The organism is Parvibaculum sp. (assembly GCF_039680535.1).
Lineage (GTDB): Bacteria > Pseudomonadota > Alphaproteobacteria > Parvibaculales > Parvibaculaceae > Parvibaculum.
Map to the genome: position 1 here is coordinate 147,921 of NZ_JBDKSS010000005.1, position 19,654 is coordinate 167,574.

Genomic DNA, 19,654 nt, shown 5'->3' on the forward strand with positions numbered 1-19,654 from the left:
CGCGCGAAAACCAAGGTCATGGGGAGAAGTGATCACCCCGTTTTTACCTCCGGATTCCCAGGCGGGAAATCAGGGACTCGTAACGCTTCTGATCGTTCTTCTTGACGTAGTCGAGAAGCGAACGACGCAGGCTCACCATCTTCAGAAGGCCGCGACGCGAATGGTTGTCCTTCGCATGGCCCTTGAAATGCTCGGTGAGGTTCGTGATGCGCTCGGTGAGGATCGCGACCTGCACTTCGGGCGAACCGGTGTCGCCTTCCTTGCCGCCGAATTCCTTGATCAGCTGAGCTTTGCGCTCTGGCGTAATCGACATCGGTATCTCCTATGAATCGAGATTGAAAACACGCACGGGTTTGAGTTCGCCCTGGCTGTACTCGGTCAGAGCCACCGGGTGTCCCCGATGTGTCGCCAGAACCAGCCCCGAAAGGATCGGAGCGTCGCGTCCGCGCAATAAAACTCCCTGGCCCTGTCGTAAACGTGAGGCGTCTTCGCTGCTTATGGCCAGGGCCGGGATGTCGTCCAGCGCGGTCTCAAGCGGCAGCAGATGCCTCGAAAAGGCTTCGGAAGCGGGCGCAATATGGCCGAACGCCATGAGTTTATCCAGCGGAATCGCGGATTCTTCCCGGAAGGGCCCATGGGCCACCCGCCGGAGCGCCGAGACATGGCCGACCGTGCCGAGCGCGAGCGACAGGTCGCGGGCCAGCGAGCGGACGTAAGTCCCCTTGCTGCAAAGGATTTCGATCTCGGCATGGTCGGCGTCCGGGCAGCCGAGAAGCCGGGCCTCATGAATGGTCACACGCCGGGCCTTGAGCTCCACCGCTTCGCCCGCGCGGGCCAGATCATAGGCGCGCTCGCCATCGACCTTAATGGCCGAGTAAATTGGTGGGACTTGATCGATCTCACCGACAAAGCGGGCTAGCGCGGCTTCGACTTCCCCCGGCGACGGCCGGACGGGGCTCGTCGCCGTCACCACGCCCTCGGCATCGTCCGTGGCGGTCGCCTCACCGAAACGAACCGTGAAGCGGTAGCGCTTCGAGGCATCGAGCATGAAGGGCACGGTCTTGGTCGCCTCGCCGAGCGCCACGGGCAGGACGCCGCTCGCCAGCGGATCGAGGGTGCCGGCATGGCCGGCCTTCTGGGCATTGAAGAGGCGGCGCACACGCGAGACGACATCGGTCGAGGTGAGGCCCAAAGGCTTGTCGACGACGACCCAGCCGGAGATCGCCTCACCCTTCTTGCGCCGGGACATGGAGATCAGTCCCCGTTGTCTTCGTCGGATTTGCCGTCTTCGTCGTGATCATCCGCATCAAGGTCGCGGGCAACTTTCGGAGAATGCAGCAGCCGGTCGACCGCCTCGGCGCGGTCGAAAGATACATCCGCCTCGAAGGAAAGGTCGGGCATGAACTTGAAGGTCACTTCATGCGATAGCTGGCCGCGCAGGTAACCGCGAACGCGGGTCAGCGCATCGGCCAGCGCCACCGCATCGCCGCCGCCCAGAGGCGCGACGAAACAGACGGCGTGACGCAGATCGGGGCTCATCCGCACTTCCGAGATGGTGATCGGACGACTGCTCAGCTCCGGATCCTGAATATCGCCGCGAGCGACGATCTCGGCCAATGCACGGCGCACGAGTTCGCCCGCGCGCAGCTGGCGCTGGCTCGGGCCCCGCGCGTCGCGGTGTCCTGGCTTGGAATGAGTTTTCTTGCGCATGGCGAATGGTTCGTCCGGAAAAAACAGCAGTCGCTCAAAAACATCTCGCCACCCCGAGGCAAGCCCGGGATGACGAGATTGATTGAACGCGCCTCACATCAAGCGAGGCTGCGCTTGACCACCTCGACCTCGAAGCACTCGATGACGTCGCCGGCGCGCATGTCCTGATAGTTCTCGAAGGCCATGCCGCATTCCTGGCCGGACTGCACTTCCTTCACTTCGTCCTTGAAGCGCTTCAGCGTCGAGAGCTTGCCTTCGTGGACAACGACGTCGTCGCGGATCAGGCGAACGCTCGCACCACGGCGGACCACGCCTTCGGTGACGCGGCAACCGGCGATCTTGCCGACCTTCGAGATATTGAAGATCTCGAGGATCTGCGCGTTGCCGAGGAAGGTTTCGCGCAGTTCCGGCGAAAGCATGCCGGACATGGCGGCCTTGATGTCGTCCACGAGGTCGTAAATGACCGCGTAGTAACGGATTTCGATGCCGGCCTGACGCGCCGCATCGCGCGCCTGCGCATTGGCGCGGACGTTGAAGCCGATGACCGGGGCGCCCGACGCCGTCGCCAGCGTGATGTCGCTTTCGGTCACGCCGCCGACACCCGCATGAAGAACGCGCGCGGTGACTTCGTCGGTGCCGAGCTTTTCGAGCGCCTGCACGATCGCTTCGGCAGAGCCCTGCACGTCGGCTTTGACGATGATGGGCAATTCCTTGACGTTCTTCGCCTTGAGCTGCGAGAGCATCTGGTCGAGCGAGGTGCGCCCGCCGGTGCCGACACGCTTGTCGCGCTGCACGCGCTGGCGATAGTCGGTGACTTCACGCGCACGCGCTTCGCTGTCGACCACCGAGAGCGTGTCGCCCGCTTCCGGCGCGCCGCCAAGGCCGAGAACCTCGACAGGAACCGAAGGACCGGCGCTTTCGACATTCTCGCCACGATCGTTGATCAGCGCGCGGACACGACCCCATTCAGCGCCCGCGACGATGATGTCGCCGACGCGGAGCGTACCGCGTTCGATGAGAACCGTACCGACCGGGCCGCGGCCGCGATCGAGCTTCGCCTCGACGATGATGCCTTCGGCAGCGCGGTCGGGATTGGCGCGCAGGTCGAGAATTTCGGACTGCAGAAGAATGGCTTCCTCGAGCTTGTCGAGGCCCATGCCGGTCTTCGCCGAAATGGGAACGGCAAGCACGTCGCCGCCGAAATCTTCGACCACAACTTCATGCTGAAGAAGCTCGTTCTTCACGCGGGTCGGGTCGGCGTCCGGCTTGTCCATCTTGTTGATGGCGATGATCATCGGCACGCCGGCAGCCTTGGCGTGATTGATCGCCTCGATGGTCTGCGGCATGACGCCGTCATCCGCCGCGACGACGAGAATGACGATATCCGTCACGCGCGCGCCGCGCGCACGCATCGCCGTGAAGGCGGCGTGACCGGGCGTGTCGAGGAAGGTGATCTTGGCGCCCGAACCCATATCGACCTGATAGGCGCCGATATGCTGGGTGATGCCGCCCGCTTCGCCTGCCGCGACCGTTGTCTTGCGGAGCGCGTCGAGAAGCGAGGTCTTGCCGTGGTCGACGTGACCCATGACGGTGACGACCGGCGCACGGGGAACGCGGTGCTCGTCCTCGTCGGCGGCGCCCACCAGTCCTTCTTCAACGTCGGACTCGGCAACGCGCTTCACCGTGTGACCAAGTTCTTCGGCAACGAGCTGGGCCGTGTCGCTGTCGATCACATCGGTGATCTTCAGCATGATGCCCTGCTTCATCAGGATCTTCATCACGTCCACGGCGCGTTCCGCCATGCGGTTCGCAAGTTCCTGAATGGTGATGACTTCGGGAATGACGACTTCGCGCACGACCTTCTGCGGCGCTTCGTGGACGCCGGCGAGCTTCTTCTTCTCGCGCTCCACGCGGCGGCGCATCGAGGCGAGCGAGCGCTGACGCTCGCTCTCGTCGTCGAAAGCCTTGGTGATGGTGAGCTTGCCGGTGCGGCGCTTGGGCTCGTTGCGGCGCGCGGGCGGAACCTTGCTCGGCGCAGCGCCCGGTGCGCCATGGGCGCGCTTCGGCTTGTCTTCGTCGTCGGCAACTTCTTCCTTGAGAAGAGCCGCACCGCGCGGGGCGGAACCCGTGCGCGCTTCCTCGTCGAGGCGGCGCTTGGCGTCGTCGGCAGCACGCTTGCGGGCGAGGTCTTCCGTCTCGCGGCGCGCGGCTTCTTCAGCCTCGCGCGCGGCGGCTTCTTCGCGCTCTCTCTTGCGACGCGCATCTTCCTCAGCGCGGCGCTTCGTATCTTCCTCGGCGCGCTTGCGGTCCTCGCTTTCGCGCGACCGCGCGAGATCGAGCGCCAGGGCGCGGGCATTCTTTTCTTCTTCCGTCAGCGTGCGCAGCACGACGCCGGACCGCATGGTCGGGCGCGGAGCGGGGCGGCCGCCGCGAGCGGGCGCCGCAGGCGCAGCCGGACGACCGGCCGGGGCGGCAGCGCGGGCCGGAGCGGCAGGCGCAGGCTGGGGTGCCGCAGGCTTCGGCGCAGCGGCCTGCACGATTTCGGGCTGAGGCGCGGGCGCCGCAGGCTCGGGCGCTGCCGGCGCGGGCGCTGCCGGCGCGGGAGCGGCCACGACCGGCGCTTCCACGACCGGTTCCGGCGCCTTGGCGACGACTGGTTCAGCAGCCGGTTGGGGCGCAGGCACTGTGGCTTGCGGAGCAGCAGGCGTCGGCGCGGGAGCGGGTGCCGCCGCGGCGGGAGCCACAGGCTCAGGCGCGGGCTGGGGCGCAGCCGCACCACCGGGATTGATGGTGCGCTTCTTCTTCTTCTCGACCACAACCGATTTCGAACGGCCATGGGAAAAATTCTGGCGCACATGGCCAGACTCGACCGTCCGGTTCAGGCTCAGCGTCTTGCCGCCCGAAGCCTTCAGTTTGCGATCACTCGAATCCGCCGAGTCGTTCATGCCAGTCCTTCGTGTACGGGGCGCTCTTTGCGCCCATAGCTTTCAAGTCTCGCGAGGTCGCCGAAGACTTTTTCTCTCATGCTGCCTTTTGTCAGGGCTGCATGTACCACATTTGCGCGACCCAATGCCAAACCCATTTCAGCCGCCCAAAGCGGCCTCAGGATCGGTGTCTGGGCCCTTTCGGAGCCGGAATTATGGGCCCTGAGAGCGGCCGCGACCTTGCGGCTGCCATCCTCGGACCCGTCCCGGGCCTCGACCAGAAAGGCGACCTCGCCTTTGCCGATCGCCGACAGAACCTTCTCGAAGCCGAGGACCAGGGCGCCTGCCTTGCGGGCAAGACCCAAGGCGTCAGCCGCCCGTTTCGCCAGAAGCCGCTCGACATCGTCGGCAAGCGTTTCCGGCACCTCGACTTTTTGCCGCGCGGCCTTTGAAAAAAGACCTTTGCGGATCGCGGTTTCCAGCGCCTCGCGGCGTGCGGAAACCCAAATTCCTCGTCCCGGCAGCTTCTCGCCGAGATCTGCGACGGGAGCGTCGTCGGGACCGATGACGAAGCGGATGAGACCCTCCTTGGGTCCGACCTCGCCCGTCACGACGCAGCGGCGCTCTTCCGCCTTTTTCGCCACCGTCAGGCCTGCGAATCCTGCTCGAACTCGTCGGCAGGGACCGGATTGTCCACGTCATGATCGGCGGAAAGGCCGATCTTGCTCATGTCCTCGTCCGTGATCCAGCCGGCCTTGACGCGGGCACGCATGATGAGCGTGTTGGCCTCGTCGGCGCCGATGTCGAAGCCTTCCAGAATACCCGTCTGGTGCTTGCGCTCGCCGTTCACCGTCTCGTTCCAGCCGATCAGATCGTCGGTGGCGCAGCCGGCGAGGTCCTCGATCGTCTTCACGTCGTTCTCGCCGAGAGCGACGAGCATGCGCGGCGTCACGCCTTCGATGTCGCCCACCGCATCCTCGACGCCCAGTTCGCGGCGCTTTTCATCATATTCGGCGTTCTGCCGGTCGATGAAATCGAGCGCGCGGCTCTGGATTTCCTGAGCCGTATCCTCGTCAAAGCCTTCGATTTCGGCGATTTCATCGAGCGGCACGTAAGCCACTTCCTCGATCGAGGAGAAACCTTCGGAGGCGAGAAGCTGGGCGATGACTTCATCCACGTCGAGCGCATCGGCGAAAGTCGCGCTGCGGCTGGCGAACTCGGCCTGACGGCGCTCGCTTTCCTCGGCTTCCGTCAGAATATCGATATCCCAATGGGTGAGCTGCGAGGCGAGGCGCACGTTCTGGCCGCGACGACCGATCGCAAGGGATAGTTGGTCATCCGGAACCACAACTTCAATACGCTTGGTGTCTTCGTCGAGCACGACCTTGACGACCTCGGCGGGCGCCAGCGCGTTGACGATGAAGGTGGCGCTGTCGGGCGACCACTGGATGATGTCGATCTTTTCGCCCTGAAGCTCGTTCACCACGGCCTGGACGCGCGAACCCCTCATGCCGACGCAGGCGCCGACGGGGTCGATCGAGCTGTCGTTCGAGAGCACAGCAATCTTGGCGCGGCTGCCCGGATCGCGGGCGACTTCCTTGATCTCGATGATGCCGTCGTAGATTTCCGGCACTTCCTGCGCGAAGAGCTTCGCCATGAACTGCGGATGGGTGCGCGACAGGAAAATCTGCGGGCCGCGCTGTTCGCGGCGCGCGTCGTAGATGTAGGCGCGTACACGGTCGCCATTGCGGAAGGTTTCGCGCGGCAGCAGCTCGTCGCGGCGCACGATCGCTTCGCCACGGCCGAGATCGACGATGACGTTGCCATATTCAACGCGCTTCACGATGCCGTGGACGATCTCGCCGATACGGTCCTTGTATTCATCGTACTGACGCTCGCGCTCGGCGTCGCGCACCTTCTGCACGATGACCTGCTTGGCGGTCTGTGCGGCGATACGGCCGAAATCGACGGGCGGCAGCTCGTCCTCGATGAGATCGCCGAGCTGGGCGGCCGGATTGCGGCGCTGCGCATCGCGCAGATCGATCTGCACGGCGTCGTTCTCGACTTCGTCGACCACTTCGAGCAGGCGCACCAGACGAATTTCGCCGGTGCTCGGATTGATGCGCGCGCGGATTTCGTTTTCCGCGCCGTAGCGCGAACGCGCGGCTTTCTGGATCGCTTCGGCCATGGCCTCGAGGACGACTTCGCGGTCGATCGATTTCTCGCGCGCGACCGCGTCCGCGATCTGCAACAGTTCGAGCCGGTTGGCGCTAACAGCCATTGTTTATTCTCCGTCGGATGGGGCCGGTGTTTCCCGGTCCCTTCGCTTCAAGCTTTCCCTGATGAGGTCGTCGCTCATGGTGAGCTTCGCCTCGCTCAACTGGCGGAAGGGCAGGCCGATGACCTGCTTCTCCGCGAAACCTTCAACCTCGTGCTCGATCAGGATTTCGCCGTCCTGATAGCCATGCAGAATGCCGCGAAAGCGCTTTCTTCCGTCGATGGCGTCCCGCAGTTCGATCTTCGCCTCGAAGCCCGACCAGCGGTCGAAATCCTTCGGTCGCGTCAGCGGACGATCGATGCCCGGCGAGGAAATCTCGAGATTGTATTCCCCCGAAATCGGGTCCTCGACATCGAGGATTGCCGACAGAATCTTCGACAAATCCTCGCAATCGGCGACGATCATGGTGCCGTCCGGACGCTCGGCCATGATCTGCAGCGTATGTCCATCATGGAGGCCATAGCGCACACGGACGATCTCGAATCCGGCCGCCTCGGAAGCGCCGCGGATCAGTTCGAAAATCCGTCTCGGCTGACCGGCAGCAGCGACAAGATGCGTATCGAGCGCCTCGGCTTCATCCGCCGGCGCTGCGTCGCTCACCTGTCGATCGAGTTCGATATCTGCCAATAGAACCTCTGCGATGAAACGCCCCTCCAGAAACAAAAAAAGCGGGCCCCCGTTTCCGGAGACAACCCACTCGCTTAATCGAAGATCGAACCTGACCTTCGCTATGAGAGAAGCGTCTTAGCTAACTTGGCGCCTATATAGCGCCATTGAGGGGTTTTTCGCAAGGGGCCCCGGACAAGGTCCGGACAAGGGGGGGCCGATCAGCCCGAAACCCTGTGCCGGAAACGCAGATAGGCGGGAGTGCGACCCTCGCGGATGGCCTTTGCCTCATAGCGGGTGCGGGGCTGGTCCTCGGGCCGGATGCGCCAGTCGCCGGGGCGCTCAGCCAGCCATTCGAAGCGGCTCTTTCCCCCGAGGTTGTGGCGGCGGATATGGGCCAGCGTCCAGGCGACATAATGGGGGATATCGCTTGAGAAACGCAGCTCACCCCCGTCATTCATGACCCTGGAAATAAGCGCGAGCGTCTCGTCATTCACGAAGCGGCGCTTGTGGTGGCGCGATTTCGGCCAGGGGTCAGGATAATTGATGGTCACACGGGAAAGCGTGCCGGGTTTCAGCTTTTCGAGCAGGAAGCGCGCGTCGTCGGCATGAATGCGGACATTCTGGAGCCCGCGCTCATCGATCTCGGAAACGAGCTTCGCCACCCCATTGATGAAGGGCTCGCAACCCATGAAGCCGACCTGGCGATAGTGCCCGGCCTGCCAGGCAAGGTGCTCACCGCCGCCAAAGCCGATCTCGAGCCAAGCCTCTTCGGTCCCGGCCGGAAAGAGCGCCAGGGGGTCGATCACCTCCGCCTCAAGCGAAATGGAGACCTTGGGGAACAAGGTCTCCATCAAATTCGCCTGTCTGGGCTTCAGCGTCTTGCCATGCGTCCGGCCATAGACATGGCGGCGCCGGGCATTTTCCTTCTGATCTACGGTTCGCGCAGTCACGCTTCAGCGGATCTCCGCCTTGAGCTTCTCGGCGAGGTCCGTCTTCTCCCAGGAGAAACCGCCATCCGCTTCCGGGATACGGCCGAAATGGCCGTAGGACGAGGTGCGGGTGTAGATCGGGCGGTTGAGCTGCAGATGCTCGCGGATGCCGCGGGGCGAAAGGTCGATGACGCGCGGAATCGCGAGTTCGATCGCCGCCTCGTCCACCTTGCCCGTGCCGTGCAGATCGACATAGATCGACAGCGGCTTCGAAACGCCGATGGCGTAGGAAAGCTGAAGCGTGCAGCGGTCGGCAAGGCCTGCGGCGACGACGTTTTTCGCCACATAGCGCGCGGCATAGGCCGCAGAACGGTCCACCTTCGTCGGGTCCTTGCCGGAGAAGGCGCCGCCGCCATGAGGCGCCGCGCCGCCGTAAGTGTCGACGATGATCTTGCGGCCGGTGAGGCCCGCATCGCCGTCCGGTCCGCCGATGACGAACTTGCCGGTGGGGTTCACGTAGAATTCTTCTTCGGAGGGGAACCAGCCCGCCGGAAGCACTTCCTTCACGTAGGCGCGCACGAGTTCGCGCAGTTCGGCCTGCGAGACGTTTTCCTTGTGCTGCGTCGAGACGACGACCGAGGTGACGCCGACCGGCTTGCCGCCTTCATAACGCAGCGTGACTTGGCTCTTCGCATCCGGCTCGAATTCCGGGCGCTTGCCCGAATGGCGATCTTCGGCCATGCGCTTCAGGATGCGATGGGCATAGATGATGGGTGCCGGCATGAGCACGTCGGTTTCGGTGCAGGCATAGCCGAACATGATGCCCTGGTCGCCCGCGCCTTCGTCCTTGTTGCCTGCGGCGTCGACGCCCTGGGCGATATCCGCCGACTGGGCGTGGAGCAGGACTTCGACATCGGCATGCTTCCAATGGAAGCCGGCCTGTTCGTAGCCGATCTCGCGCACCGCATTGCGCGCCGTTTCCTCGATCTTTTCCTTGGTGATCGAGGCGGGGCCGCGAACTTCGCCGGCGAGCACGATCTTGTTCGTCGTCGTCAGCGTTTCGCAGGCGACGCGCGCAAAGGGATCGGCCGACAGGTAAAGGTCGAGCACAGCATCGGAAATCCGGTCGCAGACCTTGTCAGGATGGCCTTCGGAAACGGATTCGCTGGTGAAGAGATAATTGGACCGGGCCAATGTCATGCTCCCGTCAGAGGAAGTTCGGTGTTGATGTCATATCGACGAAACGCGGCGAAACCGTGCCGTCGAACGTCAAAGGTTTTTGCAAGGAAAGGCCATTGGGTCAACTCCCGTGACCCTTTTTCACAGTAATGTCGCGGTCTTAGATCTCGTCGACGAGTTCGCCATCCAAAGCCGAGCCGTCCGCCCCCTCGGAATGTCCGCCGCTTTCCGTTTCACCCAGCGCCTTGACGAGTTCGAGCACCCGTTTTCTCACTTTCGGGTCGCGAATGGCGAAAAAGGCACTGTTGAGCTGGATGCCCTCGGATGTCGAGAGCATGTCGAAGTCGAAATTGGCGGGCTCCGCCTCTGCCATCCCCTGGCCTTCGACGGCCTCTTCGATCTGAATGCCCTCATAGAAGAATTCCACCGGAACGCTGAGCACGCGGGCGATCTGGTAAAGGCGGCTCGCCCCGATGCGGTTGGCGCCCTTCTCGTATTTCTGCACCTGCTGAAAGGTGAGCCCCAGGCTTTCGCCGAGCTTTTCCTGGCTCATGCCGACGAGCATGCGCCGCATGCGAACCCGGCCGCCGACATGGATATCGATTGGATTGGGCGATTTCCTTGGCAAGGCGCACCTCTTAACCGCGACCGGCGCAAACCGGCGAAACCAGCAGGCCGGGAAACGGAAGTCCACGCCGACCTATGCAACCGATGCCGTCTTTCGGCAAGAAATACAACCTTCACGCGACGTTGCCCGCAACAAAAGTTTCATTCAGCCGGAACCAACCTGCGGCAAGAACGCCCTCAGCGCGGCCTGAATGCGTAAATGCAGCCGGCGCCCGCCAGAAGCAGCAGCCCGAAAAGCCAATCGCCGAACCGCGCATAGGGCGTCGGCGCGAGCGCATGGGGGAGCGGATAGTCGATGACGCCGGGTGTATTGAGGGCCCTCTCGGCAAGGACCCGGCCGTAGGGGTCGATAACGGCCGAAATGCCGGTATTGGCCGCGCGCGCGACGGGCAGGCCTTGTTCGACTGCCCTGAGCCCCACTTGCGACAGATGCTGATAGGGGCCGCTCGACGAGCCGAACCAGGCGTCATTGGTGACGTTGACGATCCAGCCCGGCCTTTTCGTCGAATTAACCACCGCGTCCGGGAAGATGATCTCGTAGCAGATGAGCGGGCTCGCCGCGGGCGCGCCGGGAAGCGGCATCGTTATCGGGCCGGGGCCGACATCGAAGCTCCCCTGAAGCTTGGCCAGCTTGTGCAGGCCGATCTTTTCGAGCCAGCGATGATAGGGCAGGTATTCGCCAAATGGGACAAGGTGGAACTTGTCATAGGTGGCGATGATCCTGCCGTCGGAATCGACCGTATAAAGACTATTGTAGAAACGCGTGAGCTGGTCCGGCGGACCGTCGGGATCGGGCTCGCCGCGCACGCTTCCGGTAATCAAGAGCGCACCCTTGGGCAGCATGCGCGAGATGGCCGAGAGCACATAGGGCTCGCGCGCCAGAAGGATCGCGAGCGCCGACTCCGGCCATACCACGATGGAATGCGGCCCGAGGCCCTGCGGCGCTTCCGGCGTCGGCTCGGAACTCATGCGGAGGAACTGGCCGAGAATGGCGAGACGGCTTTCCGGCCGCCATTTCTGCGTCTGCGGAATATTGGGCTGCACGATCCTCAGCATGACGTCGTCCGGCCCCGGCGCCTGAGGCGCCGCCGCGGCGAGACGCAACGCACCGCCCGCCCAGAGAAGGCCGAGCGCCACAAGGGCGGCGACGGGCACGACCAGCACTTCGCGGAACGACAGCCGCACGGAATGTATGTCGGCGGCGCGCGCATGAGGATCGAAAGAGGCCGGCGCGGCAACGATCAGAATGGCGATGAAGGAAAGCCCATAGGCGCCCGTGAGCGCGGCCCATTGCATCAACGCCTCTGACGCGGTGAAGGCTTCGCCAATCAGGTTCCAGGGAAACCCTGTCAGCACATGACCGCGCAGCCATTCGAATATGCACCAGCTCACGGCGAGCGCGACAATGCGCAGGTAGCCCGGAAACCAGAAGGCGCGGGCGAGCGCCGCCGCGGCGGCGGTGAAGATCGCGAGGCCCGCCGGCAGCAGCGTGACGGCGAAGGGCATGAAGACCGCGAACTTCTCCGCCTCGACCATGAAGGCATAGCCGATCCAGTGCAGGCCGAAGAGGAAATAGCCGAAGCCGAACCACCAGCCGATGGCCGCGCCGCCGCGCAACATGCGCCGCCGGGTCGCCGCGGTATCCTCGCCGAGAACAACGGAGGCCGGACCACCGAGCCCGTCCAGCAGCCAAACGAACACGGGAAAGGTGACAAAGAGAACGGGGAGGAAATGGATGGGCGGCAGGGCCAGCACACTGAGAGAACCGGCGAAGAATGCAGCCAGCAGGCGCCGCCAGCTTCGCAGCAGCGCAATCTCACGCGCGATCCGTTCGGTGGCGGAAAAGAAGGCGGTCAGCCCGCGATCGGCATTCATGCGTCAGCTTGCCGTCCGCTTGTCATCGTCCGCGCCGACACTGTCCGATGAGATGGCGGCTTCGACCTTGTGAATACGGAGCTTCTTGATACGGCGCGGGTCTGCATCCTTCACTTCGAATTCGAGGCCGAGCGGATGCTTGATGAGTTCGCCGCGCACCGGCACGCGACCGACCAGCGAGAAGACGAGTCCTCCCAGCGTCTCGATATCGTCGTCGCCTTCCTCATCGACGAGCTTCAGGCCGGTCATTTCCTCAAGCTCCTCAATGGACGCGCGGGCATCGGCGTCGACAGTGCCGTCCTCGCGCTTCACAAGGAGCGGCCCCTGATGCGTATCGTGCTCATCCTCGATGTCGCCGACAATTTCCTCGACGAGATTTTCAATCGTGACGAGGCCGTCCGTGCCGCCATACTCGTCGATGACGAGAGCAAGGTGGATGCGCGTCGCCTGCATCTTCAACAGCAGGTCGAGCGCGGGCATCGAAGGCGGAACGAAGAGCACGTCGCGGCGAATGGCCTTCAGCGAGAAGGGCTCGCGCGCAGCCGGGCTTTCGTCGGTTGCCAGATAATTGACGATATCCTTGATGTGCACCATGCCCAGAGGATCGTCCAGCGTCTCACGATAGATCGGCATGCGCGAATGAGTCGACTCCCGATAGAGGCGCAAGACGTCATCGAGCGTGTCGCCTTCCTCCACCGCGACGACGTCCGCGCGCGGCACCATGACGTCATCGACCCTGAGCTCGCCGAAACTCAGAATGTTCGCCAGCATATGGCGTTCTTCGGGCGCGAGCGCGCGGCCTTCCTCGTCGCGTCCTTCGAGCGCCTCCTCAAGGCTTTCGAGCAGGGTCGGATCGCTTGCCGAGGGGGCGCCAAGAACATTGCGCCAAAGGTTCTGCAACCGCTGCGCAAAGCTCGCGCGCGGTTTCGGCTCGTCAGTGAGTGAGGCTGTGTCGGTGCGGTCGGTCATGTTTGCGTGTCAGACATCGGGACTGCGGGGAAGACGCCTGCCCGGCTCGTCGGAGCCTTCGACGGGCGCGTAGGGGTCCGCTATGTCGAGATCCTCGAGAATGTCGCGCTCGAGCGCTTCCATCTCTTCGGCCTCTGCATCGACCTCATGGTCATGCCCGAGGAGATGCAGAACGCCATGCACGACAAGGTGCGAAAGATGGTCGGCAAAGCTCTTGCGCTGCTCCTGCGCCTCGCGCTGGATGGTCTCGAGCGCGAGCACGACGTCGCCCAGAAGCGTCGTCTGAACGGGCTCGGCCTGCGGCATGTCGCCGGTCGGGAAAGACAGCACATTGGTGGGCTTGTCCTTCCCGCGCCATGTCTTGTTCAGGGCCTGCACGAAGGGATCGTCGGCGAGAACGACGCAAAGCTCCGCCTCCTCGGAGGGGCCGGCCACCACATAGGCATGCTCGGCGGCGCGACGCACCAGCTCCTCGGCGTCGGGAGCCCAGTCTCCGGCCTCGCGCAATATGTCGATCTCAAGCCCGGAAACGGGGCTTTGATCGTCCAGTGTTCTGGATGGCCGGCTCGGGCTCATGCCTTGTCCTCAGCGCGGGCGTCGAGAAGACCCCGATCACGGGCATTATAGGCCTTAACGACCCGCGTCACGAGGGGATGACGCACCACATCGGCATCGGTGAAATGCACCACGCCGATGCCCTCGATGCTGCCCAGCGTTTCCAGCGCGTCCTTGAGGCCCGATTTCGCACCCAAGGGCAAGTCGACCTGCGACGGATCGCCCGTGATCGCCATGCGGCTGTTCTCGCCGAGGCGGGTCAGGAACATTTTCATCTGCACGGGCGTGGTGTTCTGCGCCTCGTCCAGAATGACGAAGGAATTGGCGAGCGTGCGGCCGCGCATGAAGGCGAGCGGCGCCACCTCGATCTCGCCCGACTCGATCTCGCGCACCACCTGTTCGCCCGGCAGCGTGTCGTAGAGAGCGTCGTAAAGCGGGCGGAGATAGGGGTCGATCTTTTCCTTGAGGTCGCCGGGAAGGAAGCCCAGACGCTCACCCGCCTCGACGGCAGGGCGCGACAGGATGATGCGGTCGACACGCTTCTGGAGAAGCATCTGCACGGCGACGGCGACGGCGAGGTAGGTCTTGCCCGTGCCCGCCGGGCCGATGCCGAAGACGAGCTCATGCTTCATCAGCGCATCGATATAGGTCGCCTGCGTTGGCGAACGCGGGCCGATGACGCGACGCTTGGTCTGGATCTGGCGGGCACCTGCTGAGGCCCGGCCTGCTTCCTCTTCCGGCGCTTTCGACATGCGGATGGCTCCATCGACCTCGCCGGCATTCACCTCGAGGCCGGATTTCAGTCGCTGATAAAGATCGCGGAGAACGCGGTCGGCCTGCGCGCGGGCTTCCGGCTTTCCTGTGATGACGAGTTTGTTGCCGCGGGAACTGGCCAGAACGCCCAAGCCTTCCTCGATCCGGGCGAGGTTTCGATCATGCTCGCCGAAAAGCTCGGTAAGAAGCCGGTTGTCGTCAAAGGCAATGACGAGGCTCTCGCTATCGCCCGGCGCTGCCCCGCCGCCGCCTGCACCGCCATTCCGTCCGAAGGTCTTCATCCCTCCCGATGCGCCCAACTGCTCCCTGTCCTTTCAAATACTGGTCATGGAAATACCGGCATCCGGCTCGTCACTCATCAGGCAATCACCTTCTCGCTTTCCGCGAGTCGTCCACGAAGACTATTCGCAAAACCCTGCTCGATGATGACAGGGGCGATACGGCCGAGAAGTTCTTCCGGCCCGGCATCGATATGAACGGGCTGGAGATAGGGGCTGCGGCCGAGAAGCTGACCGGGGCCGCGGCCCTTGCGGTCGAAAAGGACCGGCAGAACCTTGCCCGCGCAGGCGGCGTTGAAGGCCTCGGACTGCTCGGAAAGCAATGCCTGCAAACGATGAAGACGATCGGTCTTCACCTCTTCGGGGAGCTGTTCGGCGCGCGTCGAGGCGGGGGTGCCGGGCCGGGGGCTGTATTTGAACGAATAGGCCTGCACGAACTTCACCTTGCGGATGAGATCGAGCGTCGCCTCGAAGTCCTCTTCCGACTCGCCGGGGAAACCGACGATGAAGTCCGAAGACAGGGCGATGTCGGGACGCGCGGCACGAATGCGCGCGATGATTTCGAGATAGGTCGCCGCCGTATGCTGACGGTTCATCTGGTCGAGGATGCGGTCCGAGCCCGACTGCACGGGAAGATGCAGATAGGGCATCAGCTTTTCGACTTCCCCATGGGCGGAAATCAATTCCTCGTCCATGTCGCGCGGATGGCTCGTCGTGTAACGCAGGCGTTCGACGCCGTCGATCTCGGCCAGCGCGCGCACCAGCGCGCCGAGCGTCGCCGGACGGCCCTTCGCATCCTCTCCGTGATAGGCATTCACGTTCTGCCCGAGCAGCGTGATTTCCCGCACACCCGCATCGGCAAGACCGCGCGCTTCATCGAGAATGCGCGACATGGGCCGCGAGAATTCGGCGCCGCGTGTATAGGGCACGACGCAGAAGGTGCAGAACTTGTCGCAGCCTTCCTGAATGGTGAGGAAGGCCGTGGGGCCGCGCGCCAGCGTCTTGCGCCGGTCGGGCGCGGGCAGGCTTTCGAACTTGTCTTCGGTCGGAAACTCCGTCTCGACGATGGCAGGGCCGCCATTGCCGCTGCGGGCCACGAGATCGGGGAGATGGTGATAATTCTGCGGGCCCACGATGACGTCGACAACCGGCGCACGGCGGCGCATTTCCTCGCCTTCGGCCTGGGCGACGCAGCCCGCGACGCCGACCACGAGCTTCTCGCCACGCGCGGCCTTTTCGGCCTTCAGCTCACGCAACCGGCCGAGCTCCGAATAGACCTTCTCCGCCGCCTTTTCGCGAATATGACAGGTGTTCAGAACGACGATGTCGGCTTCCTCAGCCGAAGCGGCCTCGACATAGCCTTCGGGGGCCATGACGTCGATCATGCGCTCGCTGTCATAGACGTTCATCTGACAGCCATAGGTCTTTACGAAAATCTTCTTCTGCGGCACGGGGGAACTCAAAGCAGGGCCAAATGTGGCGACAAACGCCATATCGTCATACTAGCAGGCAGACGGGCCTTTCTGCATCCACCAATGCGAGGCACCCTCAAAGCGCGGCAGCGAGGCGAGGCGGCATCTCGACCGTCCCCGCCGCAATCGCCTCGGGCTCTTCGTCGAAGCGACCGTTGATCGCGCGGATCAGGCCGGCGCGGCACGATTCCTCGCAATACATGGCCAGAGCCTTGCGGTTGCCGATTTCGCGGATCGTGACGGGCTTGTGATATTCGACCATCACGTCGATCGGCCCGAGCGAGAACGCCTCCCAGAGATGGGGGAAGAGCTCCATGTCGCCATACCAGGCGAAAAAGGGCCGGAACTGTCGCCCCATGGGCAGGCCGTGAAGCTTCACATAGGCGACGGAGACGGGCTGAACCACCAGGTCGTCCTCGCGGTCCTCCTCGCCATTCACGATGGTAAGCTGGGCGACGCTCATCAGCGCCGACTTGAAGTTCAGCACCCGGTTGCCGTCGCTCGACGTGCCTTCGGGGAAAAGGATGAGCCGGTCGCCGCCAGCGATGCGGGCATGGATCTCGTTGCGCGACTCCGCCGTGCGGGTGCGCCGTTCGCGCTCCACGAAGACCGTCTGCTGGAGGCGCGCCAGCGTTCCGAAGAAGGGCCAGCCCGCCACCTCGCTCTTCGCCACGAAGGACGAGGGCTGCAACGACGCCATGATCGGAATGTCGAGCCAGGATGTGTGGTTCGCCGCGATGAGACAGGCGCCGCCCTTGTGGGGCTCGCCACGCGTCACGACGCGAATGCCGACCAGCTTGCAGAGGAAGCGGTGATAGATATTCGGCAGGCGCTTGGCGAGCGGCCAGTTCATCTTCAGCGCAAGCGCCTGAACCGGCATCAGCACCATGGCCGACGAGATGAAGCCGGCGAGAAGGAAACCCGCGCGCAAGCGACCCATCAGCGTCTCCCTTGTCCCGTTTTCCATGCCCAGTCGCGCGAGGCTTGCGCCCCGTGCCTTCATTCTTTCTTGCGAGAGTCGGCAGCTTTCTTGTCCCGGCCGAGCGGAACGCCGTAAAGCTCGAGCCGGTGATCGACCAGATCGAAGCCGAGTTCCCGCGCGATGATATGCTGCAACCGCTCGATGTCGTCGCTATGGAACTCGATCACCTTGCCCGTCGACAGATCGATCAGATGATCGTGATGCTCGTCCGGCACCTGTTCGTAGCGCGAGCGGCCATCGCGAAAATCATGACGTTCGAGAATGCCAGCCTCTTCGAAAAGGCGAACGGTGCGGTAGACCGTCGCGATCGAGATCTTGTTATCGATCTTCGAGGCGCGGTGGTACACTTCCTCGACATCCGGGTGGTCATGGGCGTCGGACAGCACGCGCGCGATGACGCGCCGCTGCTCTGTCATGCGCATGCCTTTTTCGACGCAAAGATTCTCGATGCGGTGAACATCGTTCGCGTCGGTCTGGGTATGGCCGTTGGCAGAAGGGTTTGTCGTCATCGTTGTCATATTAGCTCTAGAGAGGCCCTATTGTCACGGACGAGCAGAACATCCGCGTCACCCTTCATAACACACTAAGCACCTGAATTATAACCGTTTTGCGACGATGTAGCGCAGCTGACGCAATGCTTATCGCGATTGTTCGGCGAGATCGAGGCGCATGGTCAGGGCCGCAACCGGGGTGCCGCCGCGTCGCGGATAATAGCCCGGACGGCGGCCGACGGTCTCGAAACCGAGGCTCCGATAGAGGGCGATGGCCACCGGATTGTCCTCGGCGACTTCGAGAAACAGGACATTCGCGCCCCCGGCGATCGCGGCGGCGGCAGCCGCTTCGATCAGACGCCGTCCAAGACCCCGGCGGCGGTGGCTTTCCGCCACGGCGATGGTGAGGATTTCGGCCTCGTCGCCAGCAACGCGCGCCAGCACGAAGCCGGGAATATCGTCGCCGCTCATCGCCATCAGCCCGAATGTACCGGGCATGGCGATGATGTCCCTGATCGCGTCGGCGCCCCATGGGTCCTCGAAGCCGGCCGCGTGGACATGGGCGAGGCGTGGCGCGGCGCCGCTCGTGACCGGGCGAATGTCGAAATCGGGCCCGGTCATGCCGCGAAGGGATCGATGCCGCCCGGCAGCTTGGCGTCGGGCGCACGCAGATAAAGCGGGGCGGGAGCGGTGCGAAACGCGGCGACGCCGTCCGCAGCGAGGCGGGCGGCGGCAATGCGCGCAACCGATCGCGCGTCGGGCTGGGCGGGCGCATCGGAAAGACGGGCCTGCACGCCTCTCGCGGCAAGGGCCGCCGCAAGCAGGCCCGCGCCGGTGCCGACGCAAACGACCGGCCCGGCCTGAAGATGATCGGCAGCCTCTTCGACCGAGACCAGCATGGGTTCGCTCAGCGCCGCATGACGCGCGTTGAAAATCTGGAAATAGATTTCGCCGCGCTTGGCATCGAAGGCCGCCGCAATCCTTTCGACGGGCTCCGCGCCGACAGGCTCCGCCAAAGCCTCGAGCGTCGTCACGCCGACAAGCGGCAAGGTCCGCGCAAGCGCGAGGCCGCGCGCGGCGGCAAGCCCGACGCGCAGCCCCGTGAAAGTGCCGGGACCCACGGTAACGGCGAGGGCGTCGAGATCGGCAAAGGTCACGCCCGCCTCCGCCATCACGGCCTCCAGCACCGGCATCAGATTTTCGGCGTGGCCTCGCGTTCGCAATTCGAAACGATGCGCAAGGACGCCCTCGTCGCCAATAATGGCGGCGGAGAGGGCGCCTTGCGCCGTATCGAATGCGAGAAGGGTCAGGACAGATGCTCCGTCGTCAGACGATCTGGCAGACGTCGGCAAAGGCCAGGCGCGGGCTGCGGCCGAAAAGCCCGTCCGGATTGCCATAGCCGAGATTGCAGAGGAAGTTGACCTTGACGCTTGTGCCGGCGAAGAACGCTTCGTCGACCTTCTTCATGTCGAAGCCCGACATGGGTCCGCAATCGAGGCCAAGGGCACGCGCGGCGAGAATGAAATAACCGCCCTGCAGCGAACCGTTGCGGAAGGCCGTCTGCTCGGCCCATTCCTTCGACCAGTTGAACCAGGTCTTGGCTTCCGGCGCATGCGGGAAGAGCTCCGGCAGGCGCTCATAGAACTCGACGTCATAGCCGATGATGGCGGTCACAGGCGCCGCCACGGTCTTGGCGAGATTGCCCTGCGAAAGGGCAGGGGCGAGCTTTTCCTTCGCTTCCTTCGACTTCACGAAAACGATGCGAGCGGCGGAGCAATTGGCGCTGGTAGGACCCCACTTCATGAGATCGTAGAGCTTGTAGAGGGTCTCGTCGGAGACCGGCTTGTCCTGCCAGGCGTTATGCGTGCGCGCATGGCGGAAAAGCGTGTCGAGCGCGTCTTCGCTCAGGATACCACTCATGAAACCGTCTCCTCGGGAGGTACGAAAGGAATATTGAAGGGCGCACAGGATAGCGCCGCCTCGCGCGGGCGCCAGCCCCGAA

The 19,654-nt window shown here is 63.8% G+C and carries 20 protein-coding genes; all 20 read right to left on the reverse strand.

Features of this window, described 5'->3' with window-relative positions:
* Nucleotides 1-43: 43 nt before the first annotated feature.
* The 20 genes from rpsO to ABFC66_RS01925 all read right to left on the reverse strand — a co-directional run bounded on the left by rpsO (nt 44) and on the right by ABFC66_RS01925 (nt 19,572).
* Nucleotides 44-313, reverse strand: coding sequence for a 30S ribosomal protein S15 (gene rpsO / locus ABFC66_RS01830; RefSeq protein ID WP_152214162.1), 270 nt, complete (start codon nt 311-313; stop codon nt 44-46).
* A 9-nt stretch (nt 314-322) separates the two neighbouring features.
* On the reverse strand, nt 323-1,249 hold the full coding sequence (gene truB, locus ABFC66_RS01835) for a tRNA pseudouridine(55) synthase TruB (RefSeq protein WP_346739247.1): 927 nt from the start codon (nt 1,247-1,249) through the stop codon (nt 323-325).
* Between the two features lie 5 nt (nt 1,250-1,254).
* Entirely contained in the window at nt 1,255-1,710 is a 456-nt protein-coding gene (gene rbfA / locus ABFC66_RS01840; RefSeq protein ID WP_346739248.1) for a 30S ribosome-binding factor RbfA, read from the reverse strand.
* 98 nt (nt 1,711-1,808) lie between these two features.
* Nucleotides 1,809-4,655, reverse strand: a complete 2,847-nt coding sequence (gene infB, locus ABFC66_RS01845) for a translation initiation factor IF-2 (RefSeq protein ID WP_346739249.1) — start codon at nt 4,653-4,655, stop codon at nt 1,809-1,811.
* On the reverse strand, nt 4,652-5,278 hold the full coding sequence (locus tag ABFC66_RS01850; RefSeq protein ID WP_346739250.1) for an RNA-binding protein: 627 nt from the start codon (nt 5,276-5,278) through the stop codon (nt 4,652-4,654). Before ABFC66_RS01850 ends, infB begins: the two co-directional genes overlap by 4 nt.
* Before the next feature lie 2 nt (nt 5,279-5,280).
* Entirely contained in the window at nt 5,281-6,915 is a 1,635-nt protein-coding gene (nusA, locus tag ABFC66_RS01855) for a transcription termination factor NusA (RefSeq protein WP_346739251.1), read from the reverse strand.
* 3 nt (nt 6,916-6,918) lie between these two features.
* On the reverse strand, nt 6,919-7,539 hold the full coding sequence (rimP, locus tag ABFC66_RS01860) for a ribosome maturation factor RimP (protein WP_346739252.1): 621 nt from the start codon (nt 7,537-7,539) through the stop codon (nt 6,919-6,921).
* A gap of 200 nt (nt 7,540-7,739) precedes the next feature.
* A complete protein-coding gene (locus tag ABFC66_RS01865) occupies nt 7,740-8,471 on the reverse strand; it encodes a tRNA (guanine(46)-N(7))-methyltransferase TrmB (RefSeq protein WP_346739253.1) in 732 nt (243 codons plus the stop codon).
* Nucleotides 8,472-8,474: 3 nt separating this feature from the next.
* Nucleotides 8,475-9,644, reverse strand: coding sequence for a methionine adenosyltransferase (gene metK, locus ABFC66_RS01870; protein WP_346739254.1), 1,170 nt, complete (start codon nt 9,642-9,644; stop codon nt 8,475-8,477).
* Between the two features lie 145 nt (nt 9,645-9,789).
* Nucleotides 9,790-10,203 carry a helix-turn-helix domain-containing protein gene (locus tag ABFC66_RS01875; RefSeq protein WP_346739607.1) on the reverse strand — a complete coding sequence of 138 codons (414 nt, stop codon included), beginning with the start codon at nt 10,201-10,203 and terminating at the stop codon, nt 9,790-9,792.
* A gap of 230 nt (nt 10,204-10,433) precedes the next feature.
* On the reverse strand, nt 10,434-12,131 hold the full coding sequence (gene lnt, locus ABFC66_RS01880) for an apolipoprotein N-acyltransferase (RefSeq protein WP_346739255.1): 1,698 nt from the start codon (nt 12,129-12,131) through the stop codon (nt 10,434-10,436).
* Nucleotides 12,132-12,134: 3 nt separating this feature from the next.
* Nucleotides 12,135-13,100, reverse strand: a complete 966-nt coding sequence (locus ABFC66_RS01885) for a hemolysin family protein (protein WP_346739256.1) — start codon at nt 13,098-13,100, stop codon at nt 12,135-12,137.
* A 9-nt stretch (nt 13,101-13,109) separates the two neighbouring features.
* Nucleotides 13,110-13,676 (reverse strand): rRNA maturation RNase YbeY, encoded by a 567-nt coding sequence (gene ybeY / locus ABFC66_RS01890; RefSeq protein ID WP_346739257.1) that lies wholly within the window; start codon nt 13,674-13,676, stop codon nt 13,110-13,112.
* Nucleotides 13,673-14,710, reverse strand: a complete 1,038-nt coding sequence (locus ABFC66_RS01895; RefSeq protein ID WP_346739258.1) for a PhoH family protein — start codon at nt 14,708-14,710, stop codon at nt 13,673-13,675. Before ABFC66_RS01895 ends, ybeY begins: the two co-directional genes overlap by 4 nt.
* A 77-nt stretch (nt 14,711-14,787) precedes the next feature.
* On the reverse strand, nt 14,788-16,200 hold the full coding sequence (gene miaB / locus ABFC66_RS01900) for a tRNA (N6-isopentenyl adenosine(37)-C2)-methylthiotransferase MiaB (RefSeq protein ID WP_346739259.1): 1,413 nt from the start codon (nt 16,198-16,200) through the stop codon (nt 14,788-14,790).
* Nucleotides 16,201-16,255: 55 nt separating this feature from the next.
* Nucleotides 16,256-17,119, reverse strand: coding sequence for a lysophospholipid acyltransferase family protein (locus tag ABFC66_RS01905; RefSeq protein ID WP_346739260.1), 864 nt, complete (start codon nt 17,117-17,119; stop codon nt 16,256-16,258).
* A gap of 59 nt (nt 17,120-17,178) precedes the next feature.
* Entirely contained in the window at nt 17,179-17,670 is a 492-nt protein-coding gene (locus ABFC66_RS01910) for a Fur family transcriptional regulator (RefSeq protein ID WP_346739608.1), read from the reverse strand.
* Between the two features lie 129 nt (nt 17,671-17,799).
* On the reverse strand, nt 17,800-18,273 hold the full coding sequence (gene rimI / locus ABFC66_RS01915; RefSeq protein WP_346739261.1) for a ribosomal protein S18-alanine N-acetyltransferase: 474 nt from the start codon (nt 18,271-18,273) through the stop codon (nt 17,800-17,802).
* Nucleotides 18,270-19,049 (reverse strand): tRNA (adenosine(37)-N6)-threonylcarbamoyltransferase complex dimerization subunit type 1 TsaB, encoded by a 780-nt coding sequence (tsaB, locus tag ABFC66_RS01920; protein ID WP_346739262.1) that lies wholly within the window; start codon nt 19,047-19,049, stop codon nt 18,270-18,272. The genes rimI and tsaB overlap by 4 nt, the downstream gene beginning before the upstream one ends.
* On the reverse strand, nt 18,979-19,572 hold the full coding sequence (locus tag ABFC66_RS01925) for a malonic semialdehyde reductase (RefSeq protein ID WP_346739263.1): 594 nt from the start codon (nt 19,570-19,572) through the stop codon (nt 18,979-18,981). The genes tsaB and ABFC66_RS01925 overlap by 71 nt, the downstream gene beginning before the upstream one ends.
* Nucleotides 19,573-19,654 lie beyond the last annotated feature (82 nt).

Excerpts from the sequence above, each read along its gene's own strand:
- rpsO (WP_152214162.1), bottom strand. The coding sequence starts at position 313 with ATGTCGATTACGCCAGAGCGCAAAGCTCAGCTGATCAAGGAATTCGGC.
- truB (WP_346739247.1), bottom strand. The coding sequence starts at position 1,249 with ATGTCCCGGCGCAAGAAGGGTGAGGCGATCTCCGGCTGGGTCGTCGTC.
- rbfA (WP_346739248.1), bottom strand. The coding sequence starts at position 1,710 with ATGCGCAAGAAAACTCATTCCAAGCCAGGACACCGCGACGCGCGGGGC.
- infB (WP_346739249.1), bottom strand. The coding sequence starts at position 4,655 with ATGAACGACTCGGCGGATTCGAGTGATCGCAAACTGAAGGCTTCGGGC.
- nusA (WP_346739251.1), bottom strand. The coding sequence starts at position 6,915 with ATGGCTGTTAGCGCCAACCGGCTCGAACTGTTGCAGATCGCGGACGCG.
- ABFC66_RS01875 (WP_346739607.1), bottom strand. The coding sequence starts at position 10,203 with ATGCGGCGCATGCTCGTCGGCATGAGCCAGGAAAAGCTCGGCGAAAGC.
- lnt (WP_346739255.1), bottom strand. The coding sequence starts at position 12,131 with ATGAATGCCGATCGCGGGCTGACCGCCTTCTTTTCCGCCACCGAACGG.
- ABFC66_RS01885 (WP_346739256.1), bottom strand. The coding sequence starts at position 13,100 with ATGACCGACCGCACCGACACAGCCTCACTCACTGACGAGCCGAAACCG.
- ybeY (WP_346739257.1), bottom strand. The coding sequence starts at position 13,676 with ATGAGCCCGAGCCGGCCATCCAGAACACTGGACGATCAAAGCCCCGTT.
- ABFC66_RS01895 (WP_346739258.1), bottom strand. The coding sequence starts at position 14,710 with ATGAAGACCTTCGGACGGAATGGCGGTGCAGGCGGCGGCGGGGCAGCG.
- miaB (WP_346739259.1), bottom strand. The coding sequence starts at position 16,200 with ATGGCGTTTGTCGCCACATTTGGCCCTGCTTTGAGTTCCCCCGTGCCG.
- ABFC66_RS01905 (WP_346739260.1), bottom strand. The coding sequence starts at position 17,119 with ATGGGTCGCTTGCGCGCGGGTTTCCTTCTCGCCGGCTTCATCTCGTCG.
- ABFC66_RS01910 (WP_346739608.1), bottom strand. The coding sequence starts at position 17,670 with ATGACGACAAACCCTTCTGCCAACGGCCATACCCAGACCGACGCGAAC.
- rimI (WP_346739261.1), bottom strand. The coding sequence starts at position 18,273 with ATGACCGGGCCCGATTTCGACATTCGCCCGGTCACGAGCGGCGCCGCG.
- tsaB (WP_346739262.1), bottom strand. The coding sequence starts at position 19,049 with ATGGCAATCCGGACGGGCTTTTCGGCCGCAGCCCGCGCCTGGCCTTTG.
- ABFC66_RS01925 (WP_346739263.1), bottom strand. The coding sequence starts at position 19,572 with ATGAGTGGTATCCTGAGCGAAGACGCGCTCGACACGCTTTTCCGCCAT.